General features: G+C 63.6%; 17 protein-coding genes and 6 pseudogenes. 16 read left to right on the top strand and 7 right to left on the bottom strand.

The window, feature by feature from the left end:
- The first annotated feature begins 117 nt into the window (after positions 1 to 117).
- The 7 genes and pseudogenes from V5734_RS12170 to V5734_RS12140 all read left to right on the top strand — a co-directional run bounded on the left by V5734_RS12170 (position 118) and on the right by V5734_RS12140 (position 6,683).
- Positions 118 to 1,035: a branched-chain amino acid ABC transporter permease gene (locus tag V5734_RS12170; protein WP_347309914.1), complete on the top strand. Its 918-nt coding sequence runs from the start codon at positions 118 to 120 to the stop codon at positions 1,033 to 1,035.
- Position 1,036: 1 nt separating this feature from the next.
- A complete protein-coding gene (locus tag V5734_RS12165) occupies positions 1,037 to 2,221 on the top strand; it encodes a branched-chain amino acid ABC transporter permease (protein ID WP_347309913.1) in 1,185 nt (394 codons plus the stop codon).
- On the top strand, positions 2,221 to 3,009 hold the full coding sequence (locus V5734_RS12160; protein ID WP_347309912.1) for an ABC transporter ATP-binding protein: 789 nt from the start codon (positions 2,221 to 2,223) through the stop codon (positions 3,007 to 3,009). Before V5734_RS12165 ends, V5734_RS12160 begins: the two co-directional genes overlap by 1 nt.
- Positions 3,002 to 3,700 (top strand): ABC transporter ATP-binding protein, encoded by a 699-nt coding sequence (locus tag V5734_RS12155; RefSeq protein ID WP_347309911.1) that lies wholly within the window; start codon positions 3,002 to 3,004, stop codon positions 3,698 to 3,700. Before V5734_RS12160 ends, V5734_RS12155 begins: the two co-directional genes overlap by 8 nt.
- 431 nt (positions 3,701 to 4,131) lie before the next feature.
- Positions 4,132 to 4,817: pseudogene (locus tag V5734_RS12150) on the top strand (IS6 family transposase).
- A gap of 54 nt (positions 4,818 to 4,871) precedes the next feature.
- Positions 4,872 to 5,539 (top strand): annotated as a pseudogene (locus V5734_RS12145) (IS5 family transposase); the annotation flags it as partial.
- Positions 5,540 to 5,651: 112 nt separating this feature from the next.
- Entirely contained in the window at positions 5,652 to 6,683 is a 1,032-nt protein-coding gene (locus V5734_RS12140) for an IS110 family transposase (protein ID WP_347309910.1), read from the top strand.
- A 769-nt stretch (positions 6,684 to 7,452) separates the two neighbouring features.
- Here V5734_RS12140 and V5734_RS21600 read toward each other — a convergent pair.
- Complete coding sequence (locus V5734_RS21600) at positions 7,453 to 8,037, bottom strand: transposase (protein ID WP_432759684.1); 585 nt, start codon at positions 8,035 to 8,037, stop codon at positions 7,453 to 7,455.
- A 181-nt stretch (positions 8,038 to 8,218) separates the two neighbouring features.
- Between V5734_RS21600 and V5734_RS12130 the strand changes: the two genes are divergently transcribed.
- The 5 genes and pseudogenes from V5734_RS12130 (at position 8,219) to V5734_RS21590 (ending at position 10,524) form a co-directional block, all read left to right on the top strand.
- Positions 8,219 to 8,587, top strand: coding sequence for a putative zinc-binding protein (locus V5734_RS12130; protein WP_347313629.1), 369 nt, complete (start codon positions 8,219 to 8,221; stop codon positions 8,585 to 8,587).
- A 461-nt stretch (positions 8,588 to 9,048) separates the two neighbouring features.
- Positions 9,049 to 9,477 carry an HIT family protein gene (locus V5734_RS12125; protein ID WP_347309909.1) on the top strand — a complete coding sequence of 143 codons (429 nt, stop codon included), beginning with the start codon at positions 9,049 to 9,051 and terminating at the stop codon, positions 9,475 to 9,477.
- Positions 9,478 to 9,532: 55 nt separating this feature from the next.
- Positions 9,533 to 9,695: pseudogene (locus V5734_RS21595) on the top strand (IS481 family transposase); the annotation flags it as partial.
- Between the two features lie 65 nt (positions 9,696 to 9,760).
- Positions 9,761 to 10,320, top strand: a pseudogene (locus tag V5734_RS12115) (transposase); the annotation flags it as partial.
- Positions 10,300 to 10,524 (top strand): integrase core domain-containing protein, encoded by a 225-nt coding sequence (locus V5734_RS21590; RefSeq protein ID WP_432759683.1) that lies wholly within the window; start codon positions 10,300 to 10,302, stop codon positions 10,522 to 10,524. The pseudogene V5734_RS12115 and the gene V5734_RS21590, both read left to right, overlap by 21 nt.
- Before the next feature lie 107 nt (positions 10,525 to 10,631).
- On the opposite strand, the gene V5734_RS12110 is transcribed toward V5734_RS21590, so the two are convergent.
- The 5 genes from V5734_RS12110 to V5734_RS12090 all read right to left on the bottom strand — a co-directional run bounded on the left by V5734_RS12110 (position 10,632) and on the right by V5734_RS12090 (position 16,457).
- The gene (locus V5734_RS12110; RefSeq protein ID WP_347309908.1) at positions 10,632 to 11,525 is read right to left on the bottom strand and encodes a ribokinase; all 894 of its coding nucleotides are present in this window, start codon (positions 11,523 to 11,525) and stop codon (positions 10,632 to 10,634) included.
- 1 nt (position 11,526) lies between these two features.
- On the bottom strand, positions 11,527 to 12,480 hold the full coding sequence (locus V5734_RS12105; protein WP_347309907.1) for a nucleoside hydrolase: 954 nt from the start codon (positions 12,478 to 12,480) through the stop codon (positions 11,527 to 11,529).
- Positions 12,473 to 13,489: an ABC transporter ATP-binding protein gene (locus tag V5734_RS12100; RefSeq protein ID WP_347309906.1), complete on the bottom strand. Its 1,017-nt coding sequence runs from the start codon at positions 13,487 to 13,489 to the stop codon at positions 12,473 to 12,475. Before V5734_RS12100 ends, V5734_RS12105 begins: the two co-directional genes overlap by 8 nt.
- A gap of 86 nt (positions 13,490 to 13,575) precedes the next feature.
- A complete protein-coding gene (locus tag V5734_RS12095; RefSeq protein WP_347309905.1) occupies positions 13,576 to 15,324 on the bottom strand; it encodes an ABC transporter permease subunit in 1,749 nt (582 codons plus the stop codon).
- Positions 15,325 to 15,395: 71 nt separating this feature from the next.
- Complete coding sequence (locus V5734_RS12090; protein ID WP_347309904.1) at positions 15,396 to 16,457, bottom strand: ABC transporter substrate-binding protein; 1,062 nt, start codon at positions 16,455 to 16,457, stop codon at positions 15,396 to 15,398.
- Between the two features lie 208 nt (positions 16,458 to 16,665).
- On the opposite strand from V5734_RS12090, the pseudogene V5734_RS12085 reads away from it, so the two are divergent.
- Positions 16,666 to 17,363: pseudogene (locus V5734_RS12085) on the top strand (IS6 family transposase).
- Between the two features lie 263 nt (positions 17,364 to 17,626).
- Here V5734_RS12085 and V5734_RS21585 read toward each other — a convergent pair.
- Positions 17,627 to 17,980, bottom strand: a pseudogene (locus V5734_RS21585) (DeoR family transcriptional regulator); the annotation flags it as partial.
- Between the two features lie 250 nt (positions 17,981 to 18,230).
- On the opposite strand from V5734_RS21585, the gene V5734_RS12075 reads away from it, so the two are divergent.
- From V5734_RS12075 to V5734_RS12065, 3 genes are all read left to right on the top strand, one after another.
- Complete coding sequence (locus tag V5734_RS12075; RefSeq protein ID WP_347309902.1) at positions 18,231 to 18,875, top strand: HAD family hydrolase; 645 nt, start codon at positions 18,231 to 18,233, stop codon at positions 18,873 to 18,875.
- A gap of 10 nt (positions 18,876 to 18,885) precedes the next feature.
- The gene (locus tag V5734_RS12070; protein ID WP_347309901.1) at positions 18,886 to 19,848 is read left to right on the top strand and encodes a sugar-binding transcriptional regulator; all 963 of its coding nucleotides are present in this window, start codon (positions 18,886 to 18,888) and stop codon (positions 19,846 to 19,848) included.
- 139 nt (positions 19,849 to 19,987) lie between these two features.
- The gene (locus V5734_RS12065) at positions 19,988 to 21,298 is read left to right on the top strand and encodes an ABC transporter substrate-binding protein (protein ID WP_347309900.1); all 1,311 of its coding nucleotides are present in this window, start codon (positions 19,988 to 19,990) and stop codon (positions 21,296 to 21,298) included.
- The last annotated feature ends 47 nt before the right edge of the window (positions 21,299 to 21,345 follow it).

Here is a 21,345-nt window from a genome sequence, read left to right as displayed (position 1 = left end):
CCGCCGCGTGTCGGGTTAGGACGGTGCCTGGCGCATCCCGCCGCTTCGTGCGGGATGCGCCGTGGTCCCGGCAATGACCGCGACGCCCCTTGTCAATTCCGTGCCACGGAGGATCGGATGGACGCGTTCGTCGTGCAGAACCTGATGAACTGGCTGGTTCTGGGTAGCATCTACGCGCTGGTGGCCCTTGGGTTCAGCCTGCTCTTCGGGGTGCTGAACGTAATCCACTTCTCGCATGGCGACGTGTCGATCGTGGCGCCCTTCGTGGTGCTGGCGACCGTCCAGGCGCTGCTGGCAAACGTGTTCCCGGCGGCCACGCCCGGCGCGCTCGTGCTTGCCTGCGCGCTGGCGATCGGGGTGGTCGGGCTGATCGGCGTTCTGGCGGACTGGCTGGTCATCCGGCGCTTCCGCAACGCGCCGGCGATGATGGCGCTGGTCGCGACCGTGGCGCTTGGCACGGTGATCCGAGAGCTTATCCGCATGATCTATCCGCAGGGAAGCAATCCCAAGCCCTTCCCGCGCCTGATCGAAGCCCGCATCATGCTGGGCGATCTGCCGGTGCCGCTGTTCAGCCTGTTCGTCATCGCCGTCTCGGTCCTGATGATGATGCTGCTTTTCGCGGTCATGCGCTACACCCCGCTCGGCATGCGGATCCGCGCCGTGGCCGAGGATCGCAACACCGCGCGGCTGATGGCGATCCGGCCGGGGCGGATCTTCGCCGCGACCTTCTTCATCGCTTCGGCGGTGGGCGCAATCGGCGGCATCTTCTTTGCCAGCTATGCCGGCGTCGTCCGCTTCGACTTCGGGATCCAGCTTGGCCTGATCGGCTTTTCGGCGGCCGTCATCGGCGGGCTGGGCAGCATTCAGGGCGCCATTCTCGGCAGCCTCCTGATCGCCGGGATCGACACGCTCGTTCAGGCGACGATGGCCGAGGGCGCGTCCTACCGGCTGGTCTTCGCCTTCCTACTCGTCATCGTCGTGCTGGTGCTGAAGCCATCGGGCATTCTCGGCCGGCCGGTCATGGAGAAGGTGTGAGATGATGGCAACCGCTCCCTTGATCGCCGCGCCGGACCGCCGGTCCTACCGCGCGGATCTGGCGATCGTCGCCGCCACCGAGATCGGCGCGGCCGTCCTGCTCGGTCTTTTCCTCCTGGCCGACGACTGGCGGCTGATCGTGGTGCTGCTTGCGGTGTTCGCCGCGGGTTTCGCGCTGCTCCAGGTCCGTCCGGCGATCGAGGACCGCATTGTCGGCGCCTTCCGCGGCGCGCGGGCGGCCGCACTCGGTCTCGGCCTGGCGATCGTGCTCGTCTACCCGTTCATGATGCAGGGCAGCAGCTACGCGCTGCATCTGCTCGTCGTCGCCCAGCTTTACGCCGTGCTCGCGCTGGCGCTGAACTTCCAGCTCGGCAGCGCCAATATTCCGAACTTCGCCACCGGCGCCTCCTACGGGATCGGCGCCTATACCTCGGCGCTGCTGGCGATCAACTTCGGCGTGTCGTTCTGGCTGACGCTGCCGATCGCGGCGGCCGTGGCCACCGCCTTCGGCTTCATCCTGGGATTCCCCTCGATGCGCACGCGTGAGACCTATCTGGCGCTGGTCACGATCGCCTTCGGCATCGTCGTCCACCAGCTTCTCAACAATTTCGACTGGACCGGCGGGCCGAACGGCCTTGTCGGCATTCCCGCGCCGTCGATTGCCGGGCATTCCTTCACCGCTCCGATCGAACTGTTCGGCCGGCGCCTGCCGAGCCAGGCCAATTTCTACTACCTTGCCGCCGCGCTCGTGGCACTTGCCATCGTCAGCGCGCGCCGGCTGCACGACAGCCGCGTCGGGCTGGCCTGGAACGCGCTCAGGGGCGACGAACTCGCGGCGCGCTGCCAGGGCATCAACGTCGTCTGGTACAAGATGCTGGCCTTCGCTGTCGACGCCTTCCTCGCCGCCTTCGCCGGGTCGGTCTATGCCGCCTATGTCAGCTATATCTCACCGGACAACTTCACCTTCCTCGTCTCGGTCACGATCATGACCATGGTGATCGTCGGCGGCATGGACAACACGCTCGGCGTCATCCTCGGGGCGTTGCTGCTGACGCTGCTGCCCGAAAAGCTGCGCATCTTCGCCGAATATCGCCTGCTTTTCGTCAGCGTCGTCGTCATCCTGTTCCTGGTGCTGCGCCCACAGGGCCTGTTCCCGCAGCGCCCACGCAGCTACGGAGGGCGGTGATGGCCGTGCCGGTTCTCGAGGCAAGCAACCTGTCCATCCGCTTCGGCGGCCTGGTCGCCGTTTCCGGCGTCGACCTTACCCTCTCGGCGGGGGAGGTCCTGTGCATCATCGGCCCGAACGGCGCCGGCAAGTCGACGCTGTTCAACCTGATTTCGGGCATCTACCGGCCAAGCTCGGGCAGCGTGCGCCTCGCCGGCCGCGACATCACCGGCCAGCCCGCCCACCGCATCGCGGCGGCGGGTATCGCGCGCACCTTCCAGTCGAGCCGCCTGTTCACAGACCTCACGCTGATCGACAATGTCGTCATCGGCATGCACTGCCGGACCCGCAGCGGCGTGCTCGACGCGCTTCTGCGCCCGGGCAGCGCCCGCGCCGAACTGGAGGCGGCGGCAGAGCGCGCGGGCGAATTGCTCCGGCTGGTCTCGCCTGACCTTTACACGCGCCGCCACACGCTTGCCGGATCGTTGCCGCAGGCGGACCGGCGGCGGCTGGAGATCGCCCGCGCGCTCGCCTCCGAGCCGAAGATCATCATGCTGGATGAACCGTCGTCTGGCATGGATGATCGCGACACCGACGCGCTGATCGAGGACATCCACATGACGATGGCCGAGCGGCCCGGTCTGTCCTACGTCATCATCGAACACGACATGCGGCTGGTCGCGGCACTGCCCGAACGGGTGATGGTGATCGACTACGGCGAGAAGATCGCCGAGGGGCCGTTCGCCGAGGTGCGGCTAAATCCGCGTGTCCAGGAGGCCTATCTGGGCCAGAAGGCAGCCCATGCTTGAGCTTTCCGACATCTCAACGAGCTATGGTCCCGTGCCGATGCTGCGCGACGTGTCGCTGACCGTGGCGAAGGGCGAGCTGGTCTGCCTACTCGGCCCGAACGGCGCAGGCAAAAGCACCACGTTCAACACGATCTGCGGCCTGATCGCGCCCGACCGGGGGCGGCTGACGATCATGGGCCACGACGTCGCGGCAACCGGAACCGAGCGGCTCGGCGCGCTTGGTGTCGGCTTTGTGCCGGAAGGCCGGCGGCTCTTCCCCTCGCTCACCGTGCGGCAGAACCTCCGGCTCGGTTACGATGCCTCGGCCTGCGCCGTACCGTTCGAGGAACGGCTTGCGGCGATGGGCGAGCTGTTCCCGCGCATCCGCGAACGCCTGGGCCAGCAGGCAGGCACCCTATCGGGCGGCGAGCAGGCGATGGTGGCGCTGGCCCGCGCGCTGATCGGCGACCCGGCCTTCGTCGTCATGGACGAACCGTCGCTGGGCCTCTCGCCGAAGCTGATCGACGAGTATTTCGCTGTCGTCGCCGATATCCACCGGAGTGGCACCACGGTCTTGCTGATCGAACAGAACGCCGAGACGGCGCTGTCCATCGCGGATCGCGGATACCTTCTGGTCCGCGGCCGCATCGCCGCCAGTGGCGCCGGTGCGGAATTGCTCCGCGACGATACCGTCCGGCAGCTCTACCTCTGAGAGGCATGTCCCCGGCCGACGAAGCAATCGCGTCCGACCGGTTTCGCGTTCAGAGTGCGCCGTGCCTGAATTCGGCGGCACTGGGACGCGATTCTCAAGACCGACATGGCGGATCAGCGGCCCACCCGCTGCCAGTCGACCCTTGGCCTGTCGGAGAGCAGATCAAGGTCCACACACCGGGCCGCGAGCCGACTTCCTCGACGCCAGGCTGGGCTCATGCCATGGCGGCAAACGGTCTGCAAGGTTTGTTCCGGCAGGAGATGAAACGCCAATTGGAAATCATCACCGGATCTTGCTGCCCGCTGCCCGCCGCCACAGCGAGACAAGATATAGAGAGCGCCTATCCAATGACTAGGGTAATTGTCCTTCTCGTGGGCTGTGTCAAAGAAACTTGGCTTGAGCGGGGCAGGGTGGTCACGTAGCCTTTCGGGATGACGAAACGATCGCCCTTCCGCTATTTCAAGACGGGCACCGAGATCATCCGTCTGGCGGTCATGATGTACATTCGCTTTCCGCTTTCTCTGTGCAATGTCGAGGACCTGCTACATGAGCGTGGCATCGACATTTGCCACGAGACGGTGCGGTTCTAGTGGAACCGCTTCGGCCCGATGTTCGCCGCCGAGATCCGCAAGCGGCGCATCGAGGGGATGAAATCAAGCCGCTGGCGCTGGCACTTGGACGAGATCTTCGTGAAGATCAACGGCGAGCGGTCGATCACGAAGGCGAAGTGCTCGAGAGCTTCGTGACCAAGAAGCGTGACAAGAAAGCCGCCTTGAAATTCTTGAGGAAATCGATGAAGCGGCACGGTCGTGTCGACGAATTCGTGACTGACCGTCTACGCTCTTATGGCGCCGCGTTCGGCAAACTCAGCATTGGCGGTCGCCAGAGGACTGGCCGCTGGATGAACAATCGGGCGGAGAACTCGCCCCAGCCATTCCGAAGACGGGAGCGGGCGATGCTCCGCTTCCGGCGGATGCGAACGCTCCAGAAATTCGCCTCGGTCCACGCCTCGGTCTACAACCTCTTCGACACGGAACGCAGCCTCCACCCACGAGCCAGTTTCAAACGAAACCGCGCCGCCGCTCTCGCCGAGTGGCGCGGCCTCTTCGCAGCATAAGGGACAGCGATCCTGCCCTTGTGGAGACCGGTTCGCATTGGTCTGACACCACCTCGGCGCGTCCTGAGCGGTATAATCTTCATCAATCGCAATGGTTTGCGCTGGTGCGATGCGCCAAGGGAATACGGGCCCGGGAAGACGCTCAACAACCGCTGGAAGCGCTGGAGCGACAACGGTGTCTTCGCCCGGATCATGATCGGCCTGGCCGCCGAAAGCGCCGAGCACAGGACGATCATGATCGACACGACGTATCTGAAAGCGCACCGCACGGCTTCAAGCCTGTGCGTGAAAAAGGGGGGCGCAGACGCCAGATCGGGCGGACAAAAGGCGGTATGAATACCAAGTTGCACGCCGTGGCCGACGCCAAGGGGCGACCGATCGGGTTCTACATGTCAGCCGGTCCGGTGAGTGATTACACTGGCGCGGCGGCTCTGCTGGGCAGCCTGCCGAAGGCGGGCTGGCTGCTGGCAGATCGCGGCTGTGATGCTGATTGGTTCAGAGATGCATTGAAAGGCAAGGGGATAAAAGTCTGCATCCCAGGCTGGAAGTCCCGAGAGAAGGCGATCCAATACGACAAGCGACGTTACAAACGGCGCAACCGCATCGAGATCATGTTCGGTCGCCTATAGGACTGGCGGCGCGTCGCCACCCGATACGACCGATGCCCGGAAACGTTCTTCTCCGCGATCATGCTGGCCGCAACCATTCTGTTCTGGCTTTGAAACTCAATGAGATGCCGTAACGGGGCCTGCGTCGCAACCTGCCCGTTACCATTGCACGATCGAGGGCAAGCTGGCGCCATTCCCATATCGGATCCAAAGGGAGGACTACGGGATGAGGTTGTTTGTCGGGCTGGATGTGTCACTGGAGAAAACCGCGATTTGCGTGATCAACGAGCATGGGAAGATCGTGAGGGAGGCGCAGGCGGCCAGCGAGCCCGAAGCGCTGTTGCGCTGGATCCGCGAACAGGACGGCGTCATTGCGGCCATCGGACTTGAGGCTGGCCTCTTGTCGCAGTGGCTGCATCGCGGGTTATCCGAGGCGGGACAACCTGTCGTGCTGATGGAAACCCGGCAAGTGAAAGGCGCCCTGAAGGCGATGCCGATCAAGACGGACCGTCGTGATGCCGAAGGGATCGCGCGTCTGCTCCACCTCGGCTGGTTCCGACCGGTTCACTGCAAATCGGTGTCGGCACAAGAGGTTCGCGCTGTGCTCACCGCCCGCAAGGCCGTGCAACAAGGATTCATCACTTTGGAGATGTCCCTGCGCGGGCTCTTGCGAAACTTCGGCCTCAAGGTCGGCACCATATCTCGTGGCCGGTTCGAACAACGGATCAGAGAACTGGCGGCAGGCAATCCGATGCTGGAAGCTGCAACCGAACCCATGCTCCGCGCACGGTCGGTGCTGCGACGAGAGCTGGCGGGCCTTGAACGCCATGTCCGCGAACTCGCCCATGAGGATCCCGTCTGTCTGCGCCTCATGTCGATGCCCGGGATCGGCGCGGTCGTGGCACTGACATATCGATCTGCGGTCGATGACCCGGCCCGGTTCACGTCCTCGAAGAAGGTCGGGCCGTGGGTCGGCCTGACGCCATCTCGCAACCAATCGGGCGAGCGGGATGTCACTGGTGGGATCACCAAGGCGGGTGACGTCAACCTGCGCCGTGCGTTGTGCCAGGCGGCAACCGTCATGATGCATCGCGGACGGGCAACATGGCTGAGAACCTGGGCCGCAAAACTTGCACGGCGCCGTGGCGCGAAGCGCGCGATGGTTGCACTGGCGCGGCGCATCGCCGTGATCCTGCACCGCATGTGGACAGACGACGCCGACTTCCGCTTCGATACTCCGGTGATACACGCCGGCTGAAGATAACAGTTCCAGACTGCTGCCCGCCTGATCGCGGGCCTTCGAGGTCCCCACGGGACGCGATTGCGGTGATGCCGTGCTCAGGACTGTTGCCGACCATGTCGAGCACGCCAATGAGATGGGCACACCGGAATTGCATTGAACCAGCATCATGTTGGCGGCCGTCGCGCCGACCACGGACCGAAGCATGCACCCGGGTCGATCTCAGACAAAGGCCGCCAAACAGGGAAGCATGTCAATCGCAAGAACGACAAGGCTGCAGCTCGGCGGCCCTTGTGGCATGCGCAAAAGTGCTTGACCAGGACCGCCCCGTTACCGAAGTCCGGAACCTAGCGGACTTCATCTGGGCCAGCGGTCACAAGCACCGCGCGCAGAGGCCGGACACATAACCGCACCCCGCAACGATCGTTCTCAGCTTAAATCAACCCTTGCGCAAACGGAGCCGTCCACACATGCCAGCACCCGTCCCGCCTCCCGGTTCCCTCCCAGACATCTTGGGGCCAAAAGATTATGCTAAATAGATAAATACAAATAATGACGACGGCTGATCGACGATGCTGTATTGGGTCCGTAATGCCCTCTGGTTGTGGCCGGCAACCCTATACCCAGTCTGCAACTTCGACCGCGTTGGCGGCGTGACCCGGGGTAATGTCAGAGGAATCGGGCCTAGCCGCCCCTTCCTGCCTCTTACTGTGGAAATAAGACGCAAAAAGTTGATCTGTAAGGGAAAAGACCTTGCAGAGCGCCGACGAGACCAACACCCGAGCCGTTACCAGCCTAGCAGTTCAAGTTCTTCTGACAACACCCTGGTCCTTTCATCGGGGGCGGCGGCAATTGTCGCAGGTGATCTTCCCCTGACGTGCTGCCCCCAAAGTTGCCTTCCGGTCAGCGACGCAGATGTTTCCAAGGTTCGCGCAAACGGTACGCCGCTGGAATCGACATCGTCGCGGTTTGGCCGGTTCCTTGCGAGCATCCGCTCTAGCCACGAACCTTGCGCGATGCATAATCGTCCCAACCGGTTAAGTTGTGACATTGCACCGATGATGAGCAGGCGCCTGATGTCCGCCTGACCCGCTTTCGTGACCCGCGCCCATCGCTCCTTGCCTCCCGAGGAGTGCTGGCGCGGCACAAGCCCCAGCCAGGCAGCGTAGTCCCGTCCGCGCCGGAAGGTTCTCATATCCGGTGCAAAGGCCTCAAAAGCCAAGACGGTGATCGGGCAGACGCCCGGAAGAGTTCGCAGGCGTTTCGCCGTCTCTGCATCTTCAGAAATTCGATGCGCCTTCTGGGTCCTCGCGTCGACGCGAACTGTTTTGTCTTCAATCTGCTGCAACAGATCTCTGCATTCCTCGCGCACCAGCAAGGGGGTGGTCGCCGAGCTGACACTCGAGAACCGACTTCTGAAAAACTATGATCGGGGATGGGGGCTACGAGGAATGAGGTATACGTCCACAAATGACACCGGCGCCGCGACTCTTTGTCAGTCGACAATTCGTCAGACCCGTGTTCGGATCAATGAAACACCGCTGGAGCCCGCCATGTCCTCACGCGACCATCTTCCCTTGGTCTATTCCTGTTCGGGCTGCTCCAGCGCGGCACAGATGGCCAACTATCTGGCAATTGCACTGGACCGGCGCGGGCTGGCCGAGATGTCTTGCATTGCTGGTGTCGGTGGTGATGTGTCCAAGCTGGTGCGCCTTGCCAAATCCGGACGCCGCATCATTGGCATCGACGGCTGCGCATTGGCCTGCGTCCGCAACTGCCTCGCGCGCCACGGCGTCGAGCCATCCGAATACCATCTTCTCTCCGATCATGGTGTCAGGAAGCGGTACCAGATGGACTTCGATACCGAGGAGGCCGACAAGGTCCTGACCGGTCTCGCCGCAGCGCTGGCAGAAGAGGCGTAGGCATTCGCCGGATCGCCGCGTTCTCCCGAAGCTTCGCCGCCGGAAGAATGAGATGGACGGCTTGTGAGGCTTTGACGACGCGGCTTCCTGACTTGCCGCCGGGAAGTCGCCCCGGCCAGTTCGTGATTCCGTAAACCTTTGGCTTGGATGCGGTATTCCGCCCGGCGCTTGCGAGGTGGATTCCGGGTGGATTCGTCTGCCGACACCTCTGCACGTGTTCCGGCCAAGTCTCACCGCTCCATTCCGGCCCGGCGCGACATTTCGAACAGGTCCTGGAAATCGGCTTCGTCGCGGTGCTTGGCCGCTCCGTGCCAATAGGAAACCCAATCTGCCAGTCTTCGCCCAGGAAACTCCGCCAGCGTCGGTCTTGCGTCTCCTGCGCTGAGCAGCCGATTGACGCTTTGGCGCGTTTGAAGCAGCCTACCGCACACAACTTCCTGCCCCGCTTCCGGAGACCAGCTTTGTCGAGTTCGTGCCTCTTTTGCCGAATCGCCGCCGGAGACCTGCCCGCCTATCGGGTCTACGAGGACGGCCGCATCGTCGCGTTTCTCGACCTGCATCCGATCCGCGAGGGGCATACGTTGATCGTCCCGCGCCAGCATCACCGCTGGTTCGAGGATCTGCCGGCCGACTTGGCGTCCGAAATCACGCATCTGGCCCAGCGGATCGCGCGCGGCCTGAAGGCGCTCTACCGGGTCGACCGCGTGGCGATGTTCTACACCGGCACCCATGTGCCGCATGTCCATGCCCATGTGGTGCCGATGCACGATGTCCACGACGTGACGTCGCAGGCCTATCTGTCCGACGAACCGGGCAGGTTCGCGGTTCCGCCGGCACTACCCGAGGCCGACATGGCCCGCACGGCGGCGCAGCTGCGCGGCAGTTTCTGAAGCGTCGTATCTCGAACATCGGCCCCGGTACGGCATTAAACTAATTCGCAAGGTCAACGCGCGGCGGTTCCTGCGAGACTTGGAGCGCGCCGATGAAGATCATCCGCGTGCTGACTGACAACGGCAAGGAGTTCACCGACCGGCTCTTTGGCCTGCGCAAACGCCCCGCGACGGGCAGCCACTATTTCGACCGCGTCTGTGCCGAGCTCGGCATCGAGCTGCTCTGACCCCCGAAAGCTCCTCCATCTGATGCTAGAGTCCGGCCCAACGAAAGGACCGGACAGTGAAGCGATCGAGATACACGGACGAGCAGATTATCGGCATTTTGCGCGAGCATGAGGCCGGGACGAAGACGGCGGAGCTGTGCCGCAAGCACGGCATGTCGGAGGCCACCTTCTACGCCTGGAAGGCCAAGTTCGGAGGGATGGATGTCACCGACGCGAAGCGGCTCAAAGCGCTGGAGGAGGAGAACGCGAAGCTGAAGCGGCTCCTCGCCGAGGCGATGCTGGATCAGGCGGCGCTGAAAGATCTTCTGTCACGAAAGTGGTGACGCCCGCTGTCAGGCGAGAAGCCGTCGCGCATCTGGTGAAGACCTATCGGATGAGCGAGCGGCGGGCGCGCTCCGTGATCGGGGCGGATCGCTCGACGATCCGCTGCCGCAGCAGTCGTCCGGACGATGCCGAGCTGCGCGAGCGCCTGCGCACGCTGGCCGGCGAACGTCGTCGGTTCGGCTACCGGCGGCTGCACGTGCTGCTCAGGCAGGAGGGACATGTCGTGAACCGGAAGAAGGCCCAGCGGCTCTACCGCGAGGAGGGCCTGTCGGTGCGCAAGCGACGGGGCCGCTCAGCCATCGCGCGATGGGTCGAAGACTACAACGCGGCACGCCCTCACTCGGCCCTCGGCTATCAGACGCCGATGGAATACGCCGCCAAACTCACCGCAATGGGCGACCGGGTCCACGCAACTGAACCGTTGCGCCGCTCGCCAATTGCTCCCTCGGCGCAACGGCGCCAAATTCATCCGAGGACTCCGGTCACAGATGGATGAGCATCGGGGGTCAGAGCAAATCCTACAAACCAGCCGGCACACGGATACGGTCACCGTCCCAGGGGGCAACGCCTCTGCAAATCTCGGCGTACCTCGGCAGAATCCATTCACGCGTGGATCAACGACAAGAAATCATTCACTTCTATTGTACTCGGCAGGCTCGTCTGACTGCCGCGCCTCGTGCAGGTCAAGGCCGAGGCCGTGGTCGCGCGGCTCAACGCCGCACCTATCTCCTGGCCCGCATCGAGTTCGGCCGCCAGAACGCCGATAAAACAATCGCCCGCCGCGGTCGTATCGACCACGTCGACCGGAATTCCGGCAACGCGGTGGGAGATGCCGTCGATACAGGCTTCGACGCCATCCGCCCCCAGGGTCCGGATCACGCCGGTACCCAGGGCGGCGGCGAGGGATCTGGCGTCACTCGGGGAGGCGCACATCCCAGCCACGAATTCCGCCTCGGATTCGTTCACCACCAGAAGATCGACCTTGCGAAGTGCGTCCGGTGGCAAAGGACCGGCGGGGGCAAGGTTGAGGATGGTGCGCACACCGGCTTCCCTGGCAAGGTCGATCGCAGCCACAACCGCCTGCTCTGGGATTTCCATCTGCATGAGCAGAAAGCGCGACTTCGCAAGGTCGCTGTCCAAGAGTTGCGCAGCGTTCACGTCGCCATTCGCGCCGGCACTCAGAACGATGCGGTTGTCGCCGCTTTCGTCGATCAGTATGGCGGCACAGCCTGTCCTGCCCTGGTCGCGCCGAACGCCGGACAGATCAACGCCCGCGGCTTTCAAACCCGACAGAGCCAGGGCAGCCAGGTCATCGCTGCCAACGGCCCCGACGAAAGTCACCTGTGCCCCCGCTTTCGCGGCGGCAAGCGCCTGATTCCCGCCCTTGCCTCCGGCATGCATGGTCATGGACGTCGACGCGATGGTTTCGCCCGCTTGCGGACAGCGGGCGATTTCGAAACACAGATCTGCGTTTAGCGAGCCGAACACTGTGATCATGTCATGCCCCTTGCTGCATCCGGACAAGCCGGTCGACACAATCCGACAATATCGCCTCAAGTCCGGCCCGGTCCACCTCGGTCGCGATCCGGCAATTCGGCTTTCGGCCCTGCAGGTGGCGCTCCTGCACCCGTGCCAGGGATTGCCCGGACCCAGGACCTTCGCCATGCAAGACCTCGACATGGGCCTCGATCAGTTGGAATAACTCGGGCCGGGCCAGCCAGACGATCACGCAGGGATCGTGCAGGCAGGGATCGCGGCTCTCGTAGGCGCCGAGCATCCGTCCGAGCGCGCTCTTCACCGCATTGCCCGACTCCGCGAGGGCGGCGCTGAAGCCGTCGCTCAGCAATGCCTTGCGGGTCACGTCGAGGCCGAACTGCACGATCGGGATGCCAAAGTCGTAGACGATCTGCGCGGCATGCGGGTCGGCGTAGAAATTGAACTCGGCCAGCGGCGTGGTGTTGCCCGGGCCGAAGCAGGCGCCGCCCATCAGCACGATTTCGCGCAGGTGATCGGCCAAGCCGGGGTCCCGCAGCAGGGCCAGGGCAATGTTGGTCAGCGGACCGATGGCGCAGATCGTCAGCCCGCCCGGCGTCTCGCGCGCAATCCGGCGAATGGCATCGACCGCGTGCTCGTCTTGGAGCGCAGCCTTGGGGTCCGGCAGGTCGATCCCGCCGAGCCCGTCGGCGCCGTGGGCCGACGAATTGCGCCCCTCGGGAGACATGATCCGCCGCGCACTTCCGGCATGAACGGGGATATCGGTGCGGCCTAGCAGCTCCAGAATCCGCAGTGCATTGCGCGACGTTGCGCTGAGCGGCACATTGCCCGCGACACAGGTGATGGCGCGCAGGTCCACCGCCTCGGGCAGGGCCAGCGCCATGGCGATCGCGATCGCGTCGTCGACGCCGGGATCGCAGTCCAGCAAGATCGGGCGGGCAAAGAGGTTGTCAGTCATTGAGGACATATCTCGCATCGTTTGGCGCCCAACCGATGGCGATGTCCTGGCCGACTTCATAGCTTGCATTGCGCGCCGGCGCCGAGGCGGTGATCTCGACATCGCCGACCCGCAGCAGGACGCGCATTTCCGCGCCGTTGAACACGGTTTCCACGACCCGGCCGCGCAGCTCGCCCTGTCCCAGGGTCAGGTATTCGGGCCGCACCATCAGGGCGCCGGTCTCGCCTTCCGCGGCATCGGCGTCGGAGGGAAGCGGCAGCGCGCCGACCTTTGTGTCCAGCTTGCCGTCCCTCACGGTGCCGTCGAAGATCGTCGAGCGGCCGATGAAATCCGCGGTGAAGCGGTTTCTGGGCCGATCATACATCTCCTGTGGCGTGCCGACCTGGGCAATGCGACCCTCGTTCATCAGGCAGACACGGTCGGACAGCGCCAGCGCTTCCTCCTGGTCGTGAGTGACGAAGATCATCGTGGTGCCGGTCTCGCGGTGGATGCGCTTGATCTCGATCTGCATGACCTCGCGCAGCTTGGCATCGAGCGCGCCGAGCGGCTCGTCGAGCAGGATGATCGCCGGCTTGTAGACGAGGCAGCGGGCCAGGGCGACGCGTTGCTGCTGCCCTCCGGACAGTTGCTGCGGAAACCGGTCGTGGGCATGCGACAGCCCGACCATCTCCAGCGCCTCGCCCACGCGGCGTGCCGTCTCGTCCGCCGGCGTCTTGCGCATCAGTAACGGAAAGCCCACGTTTTCGCCCACCGTCATATGCGGAAACAGCGCGTAGTTCTGGAACACTACGCCGATGTCGCGGGTGTGGATCGGCGTCCCGGTGTAGTTCTTGCCGTCGACGATGACAGTGCCCTCACTGGGTTCGACCAAGCCGGCGATCAGCTGCAGGAGAGTGGTCTTGCCAGAGCCGGAGGGGCCGAGCAGGGTCATCAGCTCGCCCTCGCGGACATCCAGAGACACCCGGTCGAGTGCCGCGACGTCTCCGTAGAACTTGGTGAGGCCGTTCACGCTGAGCTTGGCACGCTCAGTGGCGGCGGTGGCCGGCGCTCGGGTGCCATCGGCACAGGGGTCGGTCGCTTGGGTCTGAACTAAGGTCATTTCGGCCTCGAACGTTCGGCGATCACAAAGAGGATCGTCACCAGAAGGATTACCACCACCGCAGCGGCGGCGAGCGTCGGGCTGACGCTCAGAAGAATGTCGTCCCACATCTTCTTGGGAAGAGTCTGCTTCACCCCGCCGCCGACGAAGAGCGCGATGGTCAACTCGTCGAAGGAATGCAGCAGGCCGAACAGGAAGGCGGACATGGCTCCCCCCCGCACCAGCGGCAGGAAGACATGGCGGATGCGCTGCCAGGGCGAGGCGCCCAGCGTGCCGGCGGCATCGCCCAGCCGCCAGTCGAAGCCACGAAATGTGGTGAGCATGATGACGAAGACGATGGGCATGGCGGTCAGCGTGTGTCCCAGGGCAATACCAAGGTCCGTTGCCACCAGTCCGAGCTTGGCGAAGATGTAGAAGAGCGCCACGGCGATCACGATATTGGGCACGATCATCGGCATCAGGAACAGCAGGAAGGCGATGCTCCCCAGACGCGTCTTGGTGCGGGCCATGCCGTAGGCGGCAAGTCCGGCGAGCAGCGTCGCCAGAATGCCGGTGACGATCGATATCCCGATCGATCGCAGCGTCGCGCCGGTCCAGAGAGGATCGGTCAGGTAGCGTTCAAACCACTGGAGCGAGAAAGATTTCGGCGGAAACTCCAGGAAGGACGAGCCGGAGAAGGCCATCGGCGGAAACGCGACCACCGGCACGATCAGCAGCGCGACCACAAGGATCGCGGCCATCGACAGACCCTGCATACCCAGGGCGCCGAAGCCGACGCGCCCGAGCAGATCGGTCAGCGCCGAGGCGGTGCCAAGTACCCCATGGCCTATCCGCCGCAAGATGGTGCTGCGCGGCCGGGCGTCGCCACTACCGCCGCCGGAGGCCGCGGAAATCCCGAATATTCGGTCATAGACCACCACCACCACCAGCGTAACCGCCAGCAGAAGGGTTGCCAGAGCCCCGGCGAGGCGCATGTTGAAAAACTGCTGCACCTGGGTGATCATCATCTGGCCGATCATCGTCTCGGACGGCGAGCCTAGCAGTGCCGGCGTGATGAAGAAGCCGATAGCGATGATGAAAATCAACAGCCCCGCTGCGGTGACACCAGGCATCGACAGCGGCAGGAAGATCCGCCAGAACGACTGACTGCGGCTGGCACCCATGGTCTGCGATGCGCTGAGCAGGCGCCGGTCAATACCCATCATGGTCGGCAGCATGGTCAGGATGGCGATCGGCAGGAGCGCATGTGCCATGCCGAAGACCACTGCGCCGCGGCCGAATAGCAGGTTGATCTCGCCCTCGTAGCCGAGTCCGGTCAGGAGCTGGGCGACGATACCGCGCCGTGCCAGAAGGACAATCCAGGCAAAGTTCTTCAGAAGCGGGCTGACCCAGACTGGCAGAAGCACCAACCAGATCGCGAGGCGCCGGCGTTCCTCCGACATGACGGTCAGCCAGGCGGCGACAACGTATCCCACGAAAATGCAGACTACCGTCACTTGGGCGGCAATCACGAAGGTGTTGAGCAGGGTCTGCACATAGATCCCGGCCGAAAACAGATCGCGATAAACGGCGAGTTCCAGGCGCCCGGTCTCGGGGTTTTGGAGCGACAGCAGGACAAGGGCTCCGGCCGGCAGGAGCAGGAGCAGGGCGACATAGAGCAGACCGGGACCGGCGAGGAAGATCGAATCGATCCTGCGCGACGGCCGTCTGGGCTTGCTGGTGGCAGGGTCGCGGGAAACGCGCATGGGCCAGGTATCCTTGCACGGGCGCGCCGCAGCGCGCCCGATGGTCGATGATGTCTGTGGATGGTTCGGCTTTATGACAGGATCCACTGCTCGAACCGCTCGGTCAGCGCGTCCTGGTTCTCGGCCCAATATCCGGCGTTCAGCAGGATCAGATTGTCGAAATTGCCCGGTGCGGTCGGGAACTGCTTGGCCACTTCTGGGTCGATGAAGTCATAAGCCGTCCGGTTGGTCGGGCCGAGTGCGAGCTTCTGGGTGAACTTCGCTTGGCGCTCCGGGTCCATGGTGTACTTGATGAACTCGCGCGCGAGGTCGGGTTTGGGTGTGCCTTTCGGAATGGTCCAGCCGTCAATGTTGTAGACACCTTCCCAAATCAGGCCGACCGGGGCGCCGCTGGCGATGGCGGCATAGGCGCGGGTTGACCAGGCCGACATCAGGTCGAGTTCGCCATTCTGCAGGAGCTGCGTCGCCTGGGCGCCGCTGGTCCACCAGATGTCGATATCACCCCGGATCCGATCCAGCGCGGCGAAGGCGCGGTCCACATCCAGCGGATAGATGTCCTGCGGCGCCACGCCATCGGCCAGCAGCGCCGTTTCCAGGGTGATGACCGGGCTGCGCCACAGGCCGCGGCGGCCCTTGAAGGCCTCCGTATCCCAGAAACCCGACCAGGATTTCGGCGCGTTTTCCCCGATCGTGTCCTGCCGGTAGCCCATGACCATCGCGTAGATGCCAACTCCGGCGAAATGGTCGGTGAAATTGCCTTCGATGAAATCGTCCGGATTGTCGATGGTCAGGTTCAGCGGTTCGAAATACTCGCCATCCAGGCTCTGCACGCGCAAGACATGCTCGGGGGTCATCAGGGCGACGTCGAACAAGTTGGTGTTCGTGTCCACCGCCATCTTGTATTGCGGCAGCGGGTCGGGTTGCATGGTCGTCGCCGAAATGGAAATCCCGAATTCCTTCTCGAATTCGTCATAGAAGCCGAGCTTGAAGCCCTCGTAGAAGGCGCCGCCCATGTCGCCGACGATCAGCGAATCTTGGGCGTGCGCACGCGTGGCTCCGATCACCATCGGGGATGCGAGGCCGGCGGCTGCTGTCGTCCGCAGGAATTTGCGACGAGTAAGCCTATTTTTCATGTTTTACTCCCTTTCCTTCGAGCCCGAACAGGCAACAGGGTGCTGCTTGGGTTGTTTCCTGGAATCTCTTCGGCGTCAGTAGATCGATCAGAGGAAGGGCTAAAGAAGGAAATACCTTGTCACTGCTTAGCCGGTTTCGAACATGTCAAACGGCAGTGTCAAAGGAACTGTGCTGGAGGCGGGTAGGGCGGTTTCGTAGCCTCCGCCGATGACGAAGCGCTCCCCATTTCGCTACTTCAAAACGAGCCCAGAGATCATTCGCCTGGCGGTGATGATGTACATCCGGTTTCCGCTTTCGCTCCGAAACGTGGAGGACCTGCTGCACGAGTGCGGCATCGACATCAGTCACGAGACGGTCCGGTTCTGGTGGAACCGCTTCGGCCCGATGTTCGCCGCCGAGATCCGGAAACGGCGCGTCGGCGGTATTCGCTCGAGCCGCTGGCACCTCGACGAGGTCTTCGTGAAAATCAACGGCGAGCAGCATTACCTGTGGCGGGCGGTCGATCACGAAGACGAAGTGCTCGAGAGCTTCGTGACCAAGAAGCGTGACAAGAAAGCCGCCTTGAAATTCTTGAGAAAATCGATGAGGCGGCACGGTCGCGTCGACGAATTCGTGACTGACCGTCTACGCTCTTATGGCGCCGCGCTCGGCGAACTCAGCATTGGCGATCGCCAGCGGACTGGCCGCTGGATGAACAATCGGGCGGAAAACTCGCCCCAGCCATTTCGAAGACGGGAACGGGCGATGCTCCGCTTCCGGCGGATGCGAAGTCTTCAGAAGTTCGCCGCCGTCCACGCCTCGGTCTACAACCTCTTCGACACGGAACGCAGCCTCCACCCCGAGCCAGTTTCAAACGAAACCGCGCCGCCGCTCTCGCCGAGTGGCGCGGCCTCTTCGCAGCATAAGGGACAGCGATCCTGCCCTTGTGGAGACCGGTTCGCATTGGTCTGACACCACCGTTCCTGCTGCACCTTGCCAAGCGCGGACTTGAAGGTGACGGCGCGTCCGCCCGGGCCGCCATGGCCGCGATCGCGCGGGCCAGTGCCGCCCACACATGCAACCCGATTAGCGAAGACGAGTTCGATTCTGTCTGACAGCACCTGGCGAAGGTCTGGCGGTCGAACGCGGCCCCGTCATGGTCGCGAAGCTGGCTTCCGGCCATGAAGACGCGGTTGCCCGGGACCGTCGAAAGGGTGCTCGCCACGAAGATCGAGTTGGTAACGACCATCAGGTTACGCCGGATCTTCAGTGCCTGCGCGATGAACCCCGAGGTGGACCCGGTGGCGATCGCAAGGGAATCCCCATCCGCGATTTGCGACGCGACAAAGGTTGCGATGGCTGTCTTTTCCGCGCGCATCAACGGCATCCGGGCATGGAACTGCGCGTCCACCGGCCTTTCGACGCTGATGATCGCACCGTGAACCTTGCGGACCTTGCCTTCGTCGACCAGGGGGCGGATCACCCGGCGGATCGTCTGGTCGGAGACGCCAAGTAGCTCTGAAAGTTCGCCGACCGAGATCAACCCGCGCAAAGCGACTGCATTTTCAACTGATAGGCGTATTTGGACATGCCGGATTTATCCGCCGGAAATCGCCAAAATGCAACGAGACCGATCAAGGTTCGCCCACCGGGCTCTGCTCGGCCCAGCGTTCGGGCGCTTTGCACCACGGACGCCCTCGGCGACGCCCGGCATGAATTCCGATTCATCGCGAGGCAGAAACGCGATAGTCAAAGGAGATGTGCAGGAACGGAGCCGCCGCGTGATCCACACCATGTCTGACACCGATCTCGTGATCTTCGACTGCGACGGCGTGCTCGTCGACAGCGAGCCGATCTCTGCCGCCGTGCTGATCGCAGAGCTTGCACGGCTCGGCCTGACGATCACGCCGGACTATGTTCGGGACAACTGCCTCGGCCGCAGCTTTCCAACGGTCGCGCGCGGCATCCGCGAGGCGTTCGCCATTGCCTTGCCGGGCGATCTCGAACAGCGATACCGAAGGTCGCTCCTCGCCCGCTTCGAAACCGAACTCCGCACGACCGCAGGGGTCGAAGCGCTGCTCGACCGGCTCCGCCCGGCGAAATGCGTCGCCACCAGTTCCAGCCCGCAGCGCGTTGCCCGATCGCTGGACATCGTCGGCCTCGCCCCGGTCTTCGGGCCCGATGTCTTTACCGCGTCGCAAGTCGCGCGCGGCAAGCCGGCGCCGGACCTCTTCCTTTTCGCAGCCGAGCGGATGGGGGCGGATCCGGCCCGCACGCTTGTCATCGAGGACAGCCGGCCGGGTGTCGAGGCGGCAGTGGCGGCCGGGATGCAGGTTCTGGTCTATACTGGAGGCGGGCACCGGCCAGTTCCGCCGGCCGGTGTGGGAAGTTTTGACAACTGGCGGGATTTCCCGCAGGTGTTGTTGAACGCAGACTGAGGATGACCGGGTGACGCAGGGACGCTTTACGGCCGAGACGACACGGCTCGACGATGCTGCGAGGGCCGGATGGCTCTATTACGTTGCCGGCAATACCCAGGACGAAATCGCCCGGAAGCTCTCCGTATCGCGCCAGACTGCACAGCGGCTGGTGTCGCTTGCCGTTTCCGAACGGTTGGTGAAGGTCCGTCTGGATCATCCGATCGGTCGCTGCATGGATCTGGCCGGGCAGGTGACAGAGCGTTTCGGGCTCCAATTCTGCGACATCGTTCCCTCCGATCCAGACGCGCCGGGTCTGCTGACCGGCGTCGCGATCGCGGCTGCGGTTGAACTGGAACGGGTGCTGAAATCCGAAGAGGGCCGCATCATCGCGCTCGGCACGGGCCGGGCGCTGAAGGCAACAGTGGAACAACTGCCGCGCCTTTCCTGCCCTCAGCACCGGATTGTCTCGCTTCTGGGAAACATGATGTCGGACGGGTCCGCCACGCCTTATAACGCAACCATCGCGATGGCCGAGCGGGTCGGGGCGAAGCACTATCCTTACCCGTTGCCGGTTCTGGCGAGCGACACCGACGAATTGGAGATCCTTCACGCGCAGGAGGCGGTCCGCAACACGATCAGCCTTGGTCAGCAAGCCGACCTGACGCTGGTGGGTATTGGCCAGATGGGGCGGCAGGCTCCGCTGGTTGTCGACGGGTTCGTCGCCGAGGCCGAGATGGAGCAACTGGTCGCAGATGGTGCAACCGGTGAGATCACCAGTTGGATCTACGACCGAGAAGGCCACCTGCTCGATTGCGACTTGAACCGACGCGTCGCGTCCGTGCCGTTGCCGAAAGCGGCAGAACGGCGAGTGATCGCCGTCGCCGTGGGCGAGGCAAAACGACCGGCATTGTCGTCCGCTCTCCACGGGCGGCTGGTGAACGGCCTGATCACCAACGAGGCGATGGCCGAGAAACTGCTCTCGGGAGAATAACTGCCAAAATTTACGTCGTGAGGTTTTTCGCCGGGGTGCTGCCCCGGCGCGAACTCTGCTGTTGACACGACTCACTCTCGCAGCGAGTATTTGCCCACCAGGTTGGCAATTGCTCAAAACGGGCAAGAGGGAGGAGAGAATGACTACGACGATGCGCGCCCTTCTGGGCGCAACGGCGCTATGCATGGCGACCGGAATGGCGCAGGCAGAGACGCTGACCATCGCCACGGTGAACAATGGCGACATGATCCGCATGCAGGGTTTGATGGACGACTTTACGGCCAAGCACCCGGACATCGACGTCGAGTGGGTGACGCTGGAGGAGAACGTCCTGCGCCAGAACGTGACCACGGACATCGCCACGGGCGGCGGCCAGTATGACGTTCTGACCATCGGCACGTACGAAGTGCCGATCTGGGCCAAGTTGGGTTGGCTTGTCCCGTTGAACGACTTGCCTGCCGAGTATGACATCGACGACCTGCTTCCGCCGATCCGTGCGGGGCTTTCCGTTGATGGCGTTCTCTATGCTTCGCCGTTCTACGGAGAATCTTCGTTCGTCAACTACCGCAAGGACCTTGCCGAAAAGGCGGGCGTGACGATTCCCGACGCGCCGACCTGGGACGACATCAAGGCCGCCGCCGCCGCCATGAACGATCCCGCCAATGGCGTCTACGGCATCTGTCTGCGCGGCAAGCCGGGCTGGGGCGAGAACATGGCGTTCCTGACGACGATGGCCAACTCCTATGGTGCGCGCTGGTTCGACGAAAACTGGAACCCGCAATTCGACAGCCCGGAATGGAAGGCCGTTCTGACGGACTACGTCGACATGCTGACCAACTACGGGCCTCCGGGCGCGAGCGGCAACGGCTACAACGAGAACCTAACCCTGTCGTTGCAGGGCAAGTGCGCGATGCGGATGGACGCCACCGTCTCGGCCTCCTCGCTCCTCGACCCGAAGCAGTCGGAGTTCGCGGACAAGGTCGGCTTCACCCTTGCCCCAGACGCCGGGTTGGGCAAGCGCGCGAACTGGCTCTGGGCGTGGTCGCTGGCGATCCCGTCGTCCTCGAAGAAGCAGGACGCCGCCAAGACCTTTATCGACTGGGCGACGAACAAGGACTACCTCGCCCTTGTCGCGTCAAAGGAAGGCTGGGCCAACGTCCCGCCGGGAACCCGCACCTCGCTTTATGAGAATCCCGAGTACAAGGATCTCCCGTTTGCGAAGATGACGATCAACTCGATCAACGCCGCCGATCCGATCCATCCGACCGTCCAGCCGGTGCCATATGTCGGTGTGCAATTCGTGGCGATCCCGGAATTCCAGGGGATCGGCACTGCGGTCGGTGAAATCTTCTCTGCGGCACTCGCCGGGCAGAAGAGCGTCGACGACGCGCTGGCCGAAGCCCAGGATCTGGTCACGTCCGAGATGAAGGACGCAGGTTACATCCAGTAACTCCATGTCCGGGGCCGGCCTCGCGGCCGGTCCCTTTCCCGCCGCCG

Source organism: Defluviimonas sp. SAOS-178_SWC (genome assembly GCF_039830135.1).
In the GTDB taxonomy this organism is placed as follows: domain Bacteria; phylum Pseudomonadota; class Alphaproteobacteria; order Rhodobacterales; family Rhodobacteraceae; genus Albidovulum.
Note: the sequence above shows the minus strand (reverse complement) of the source record. Positions and strands in the feature narration are given on the sequence as shown.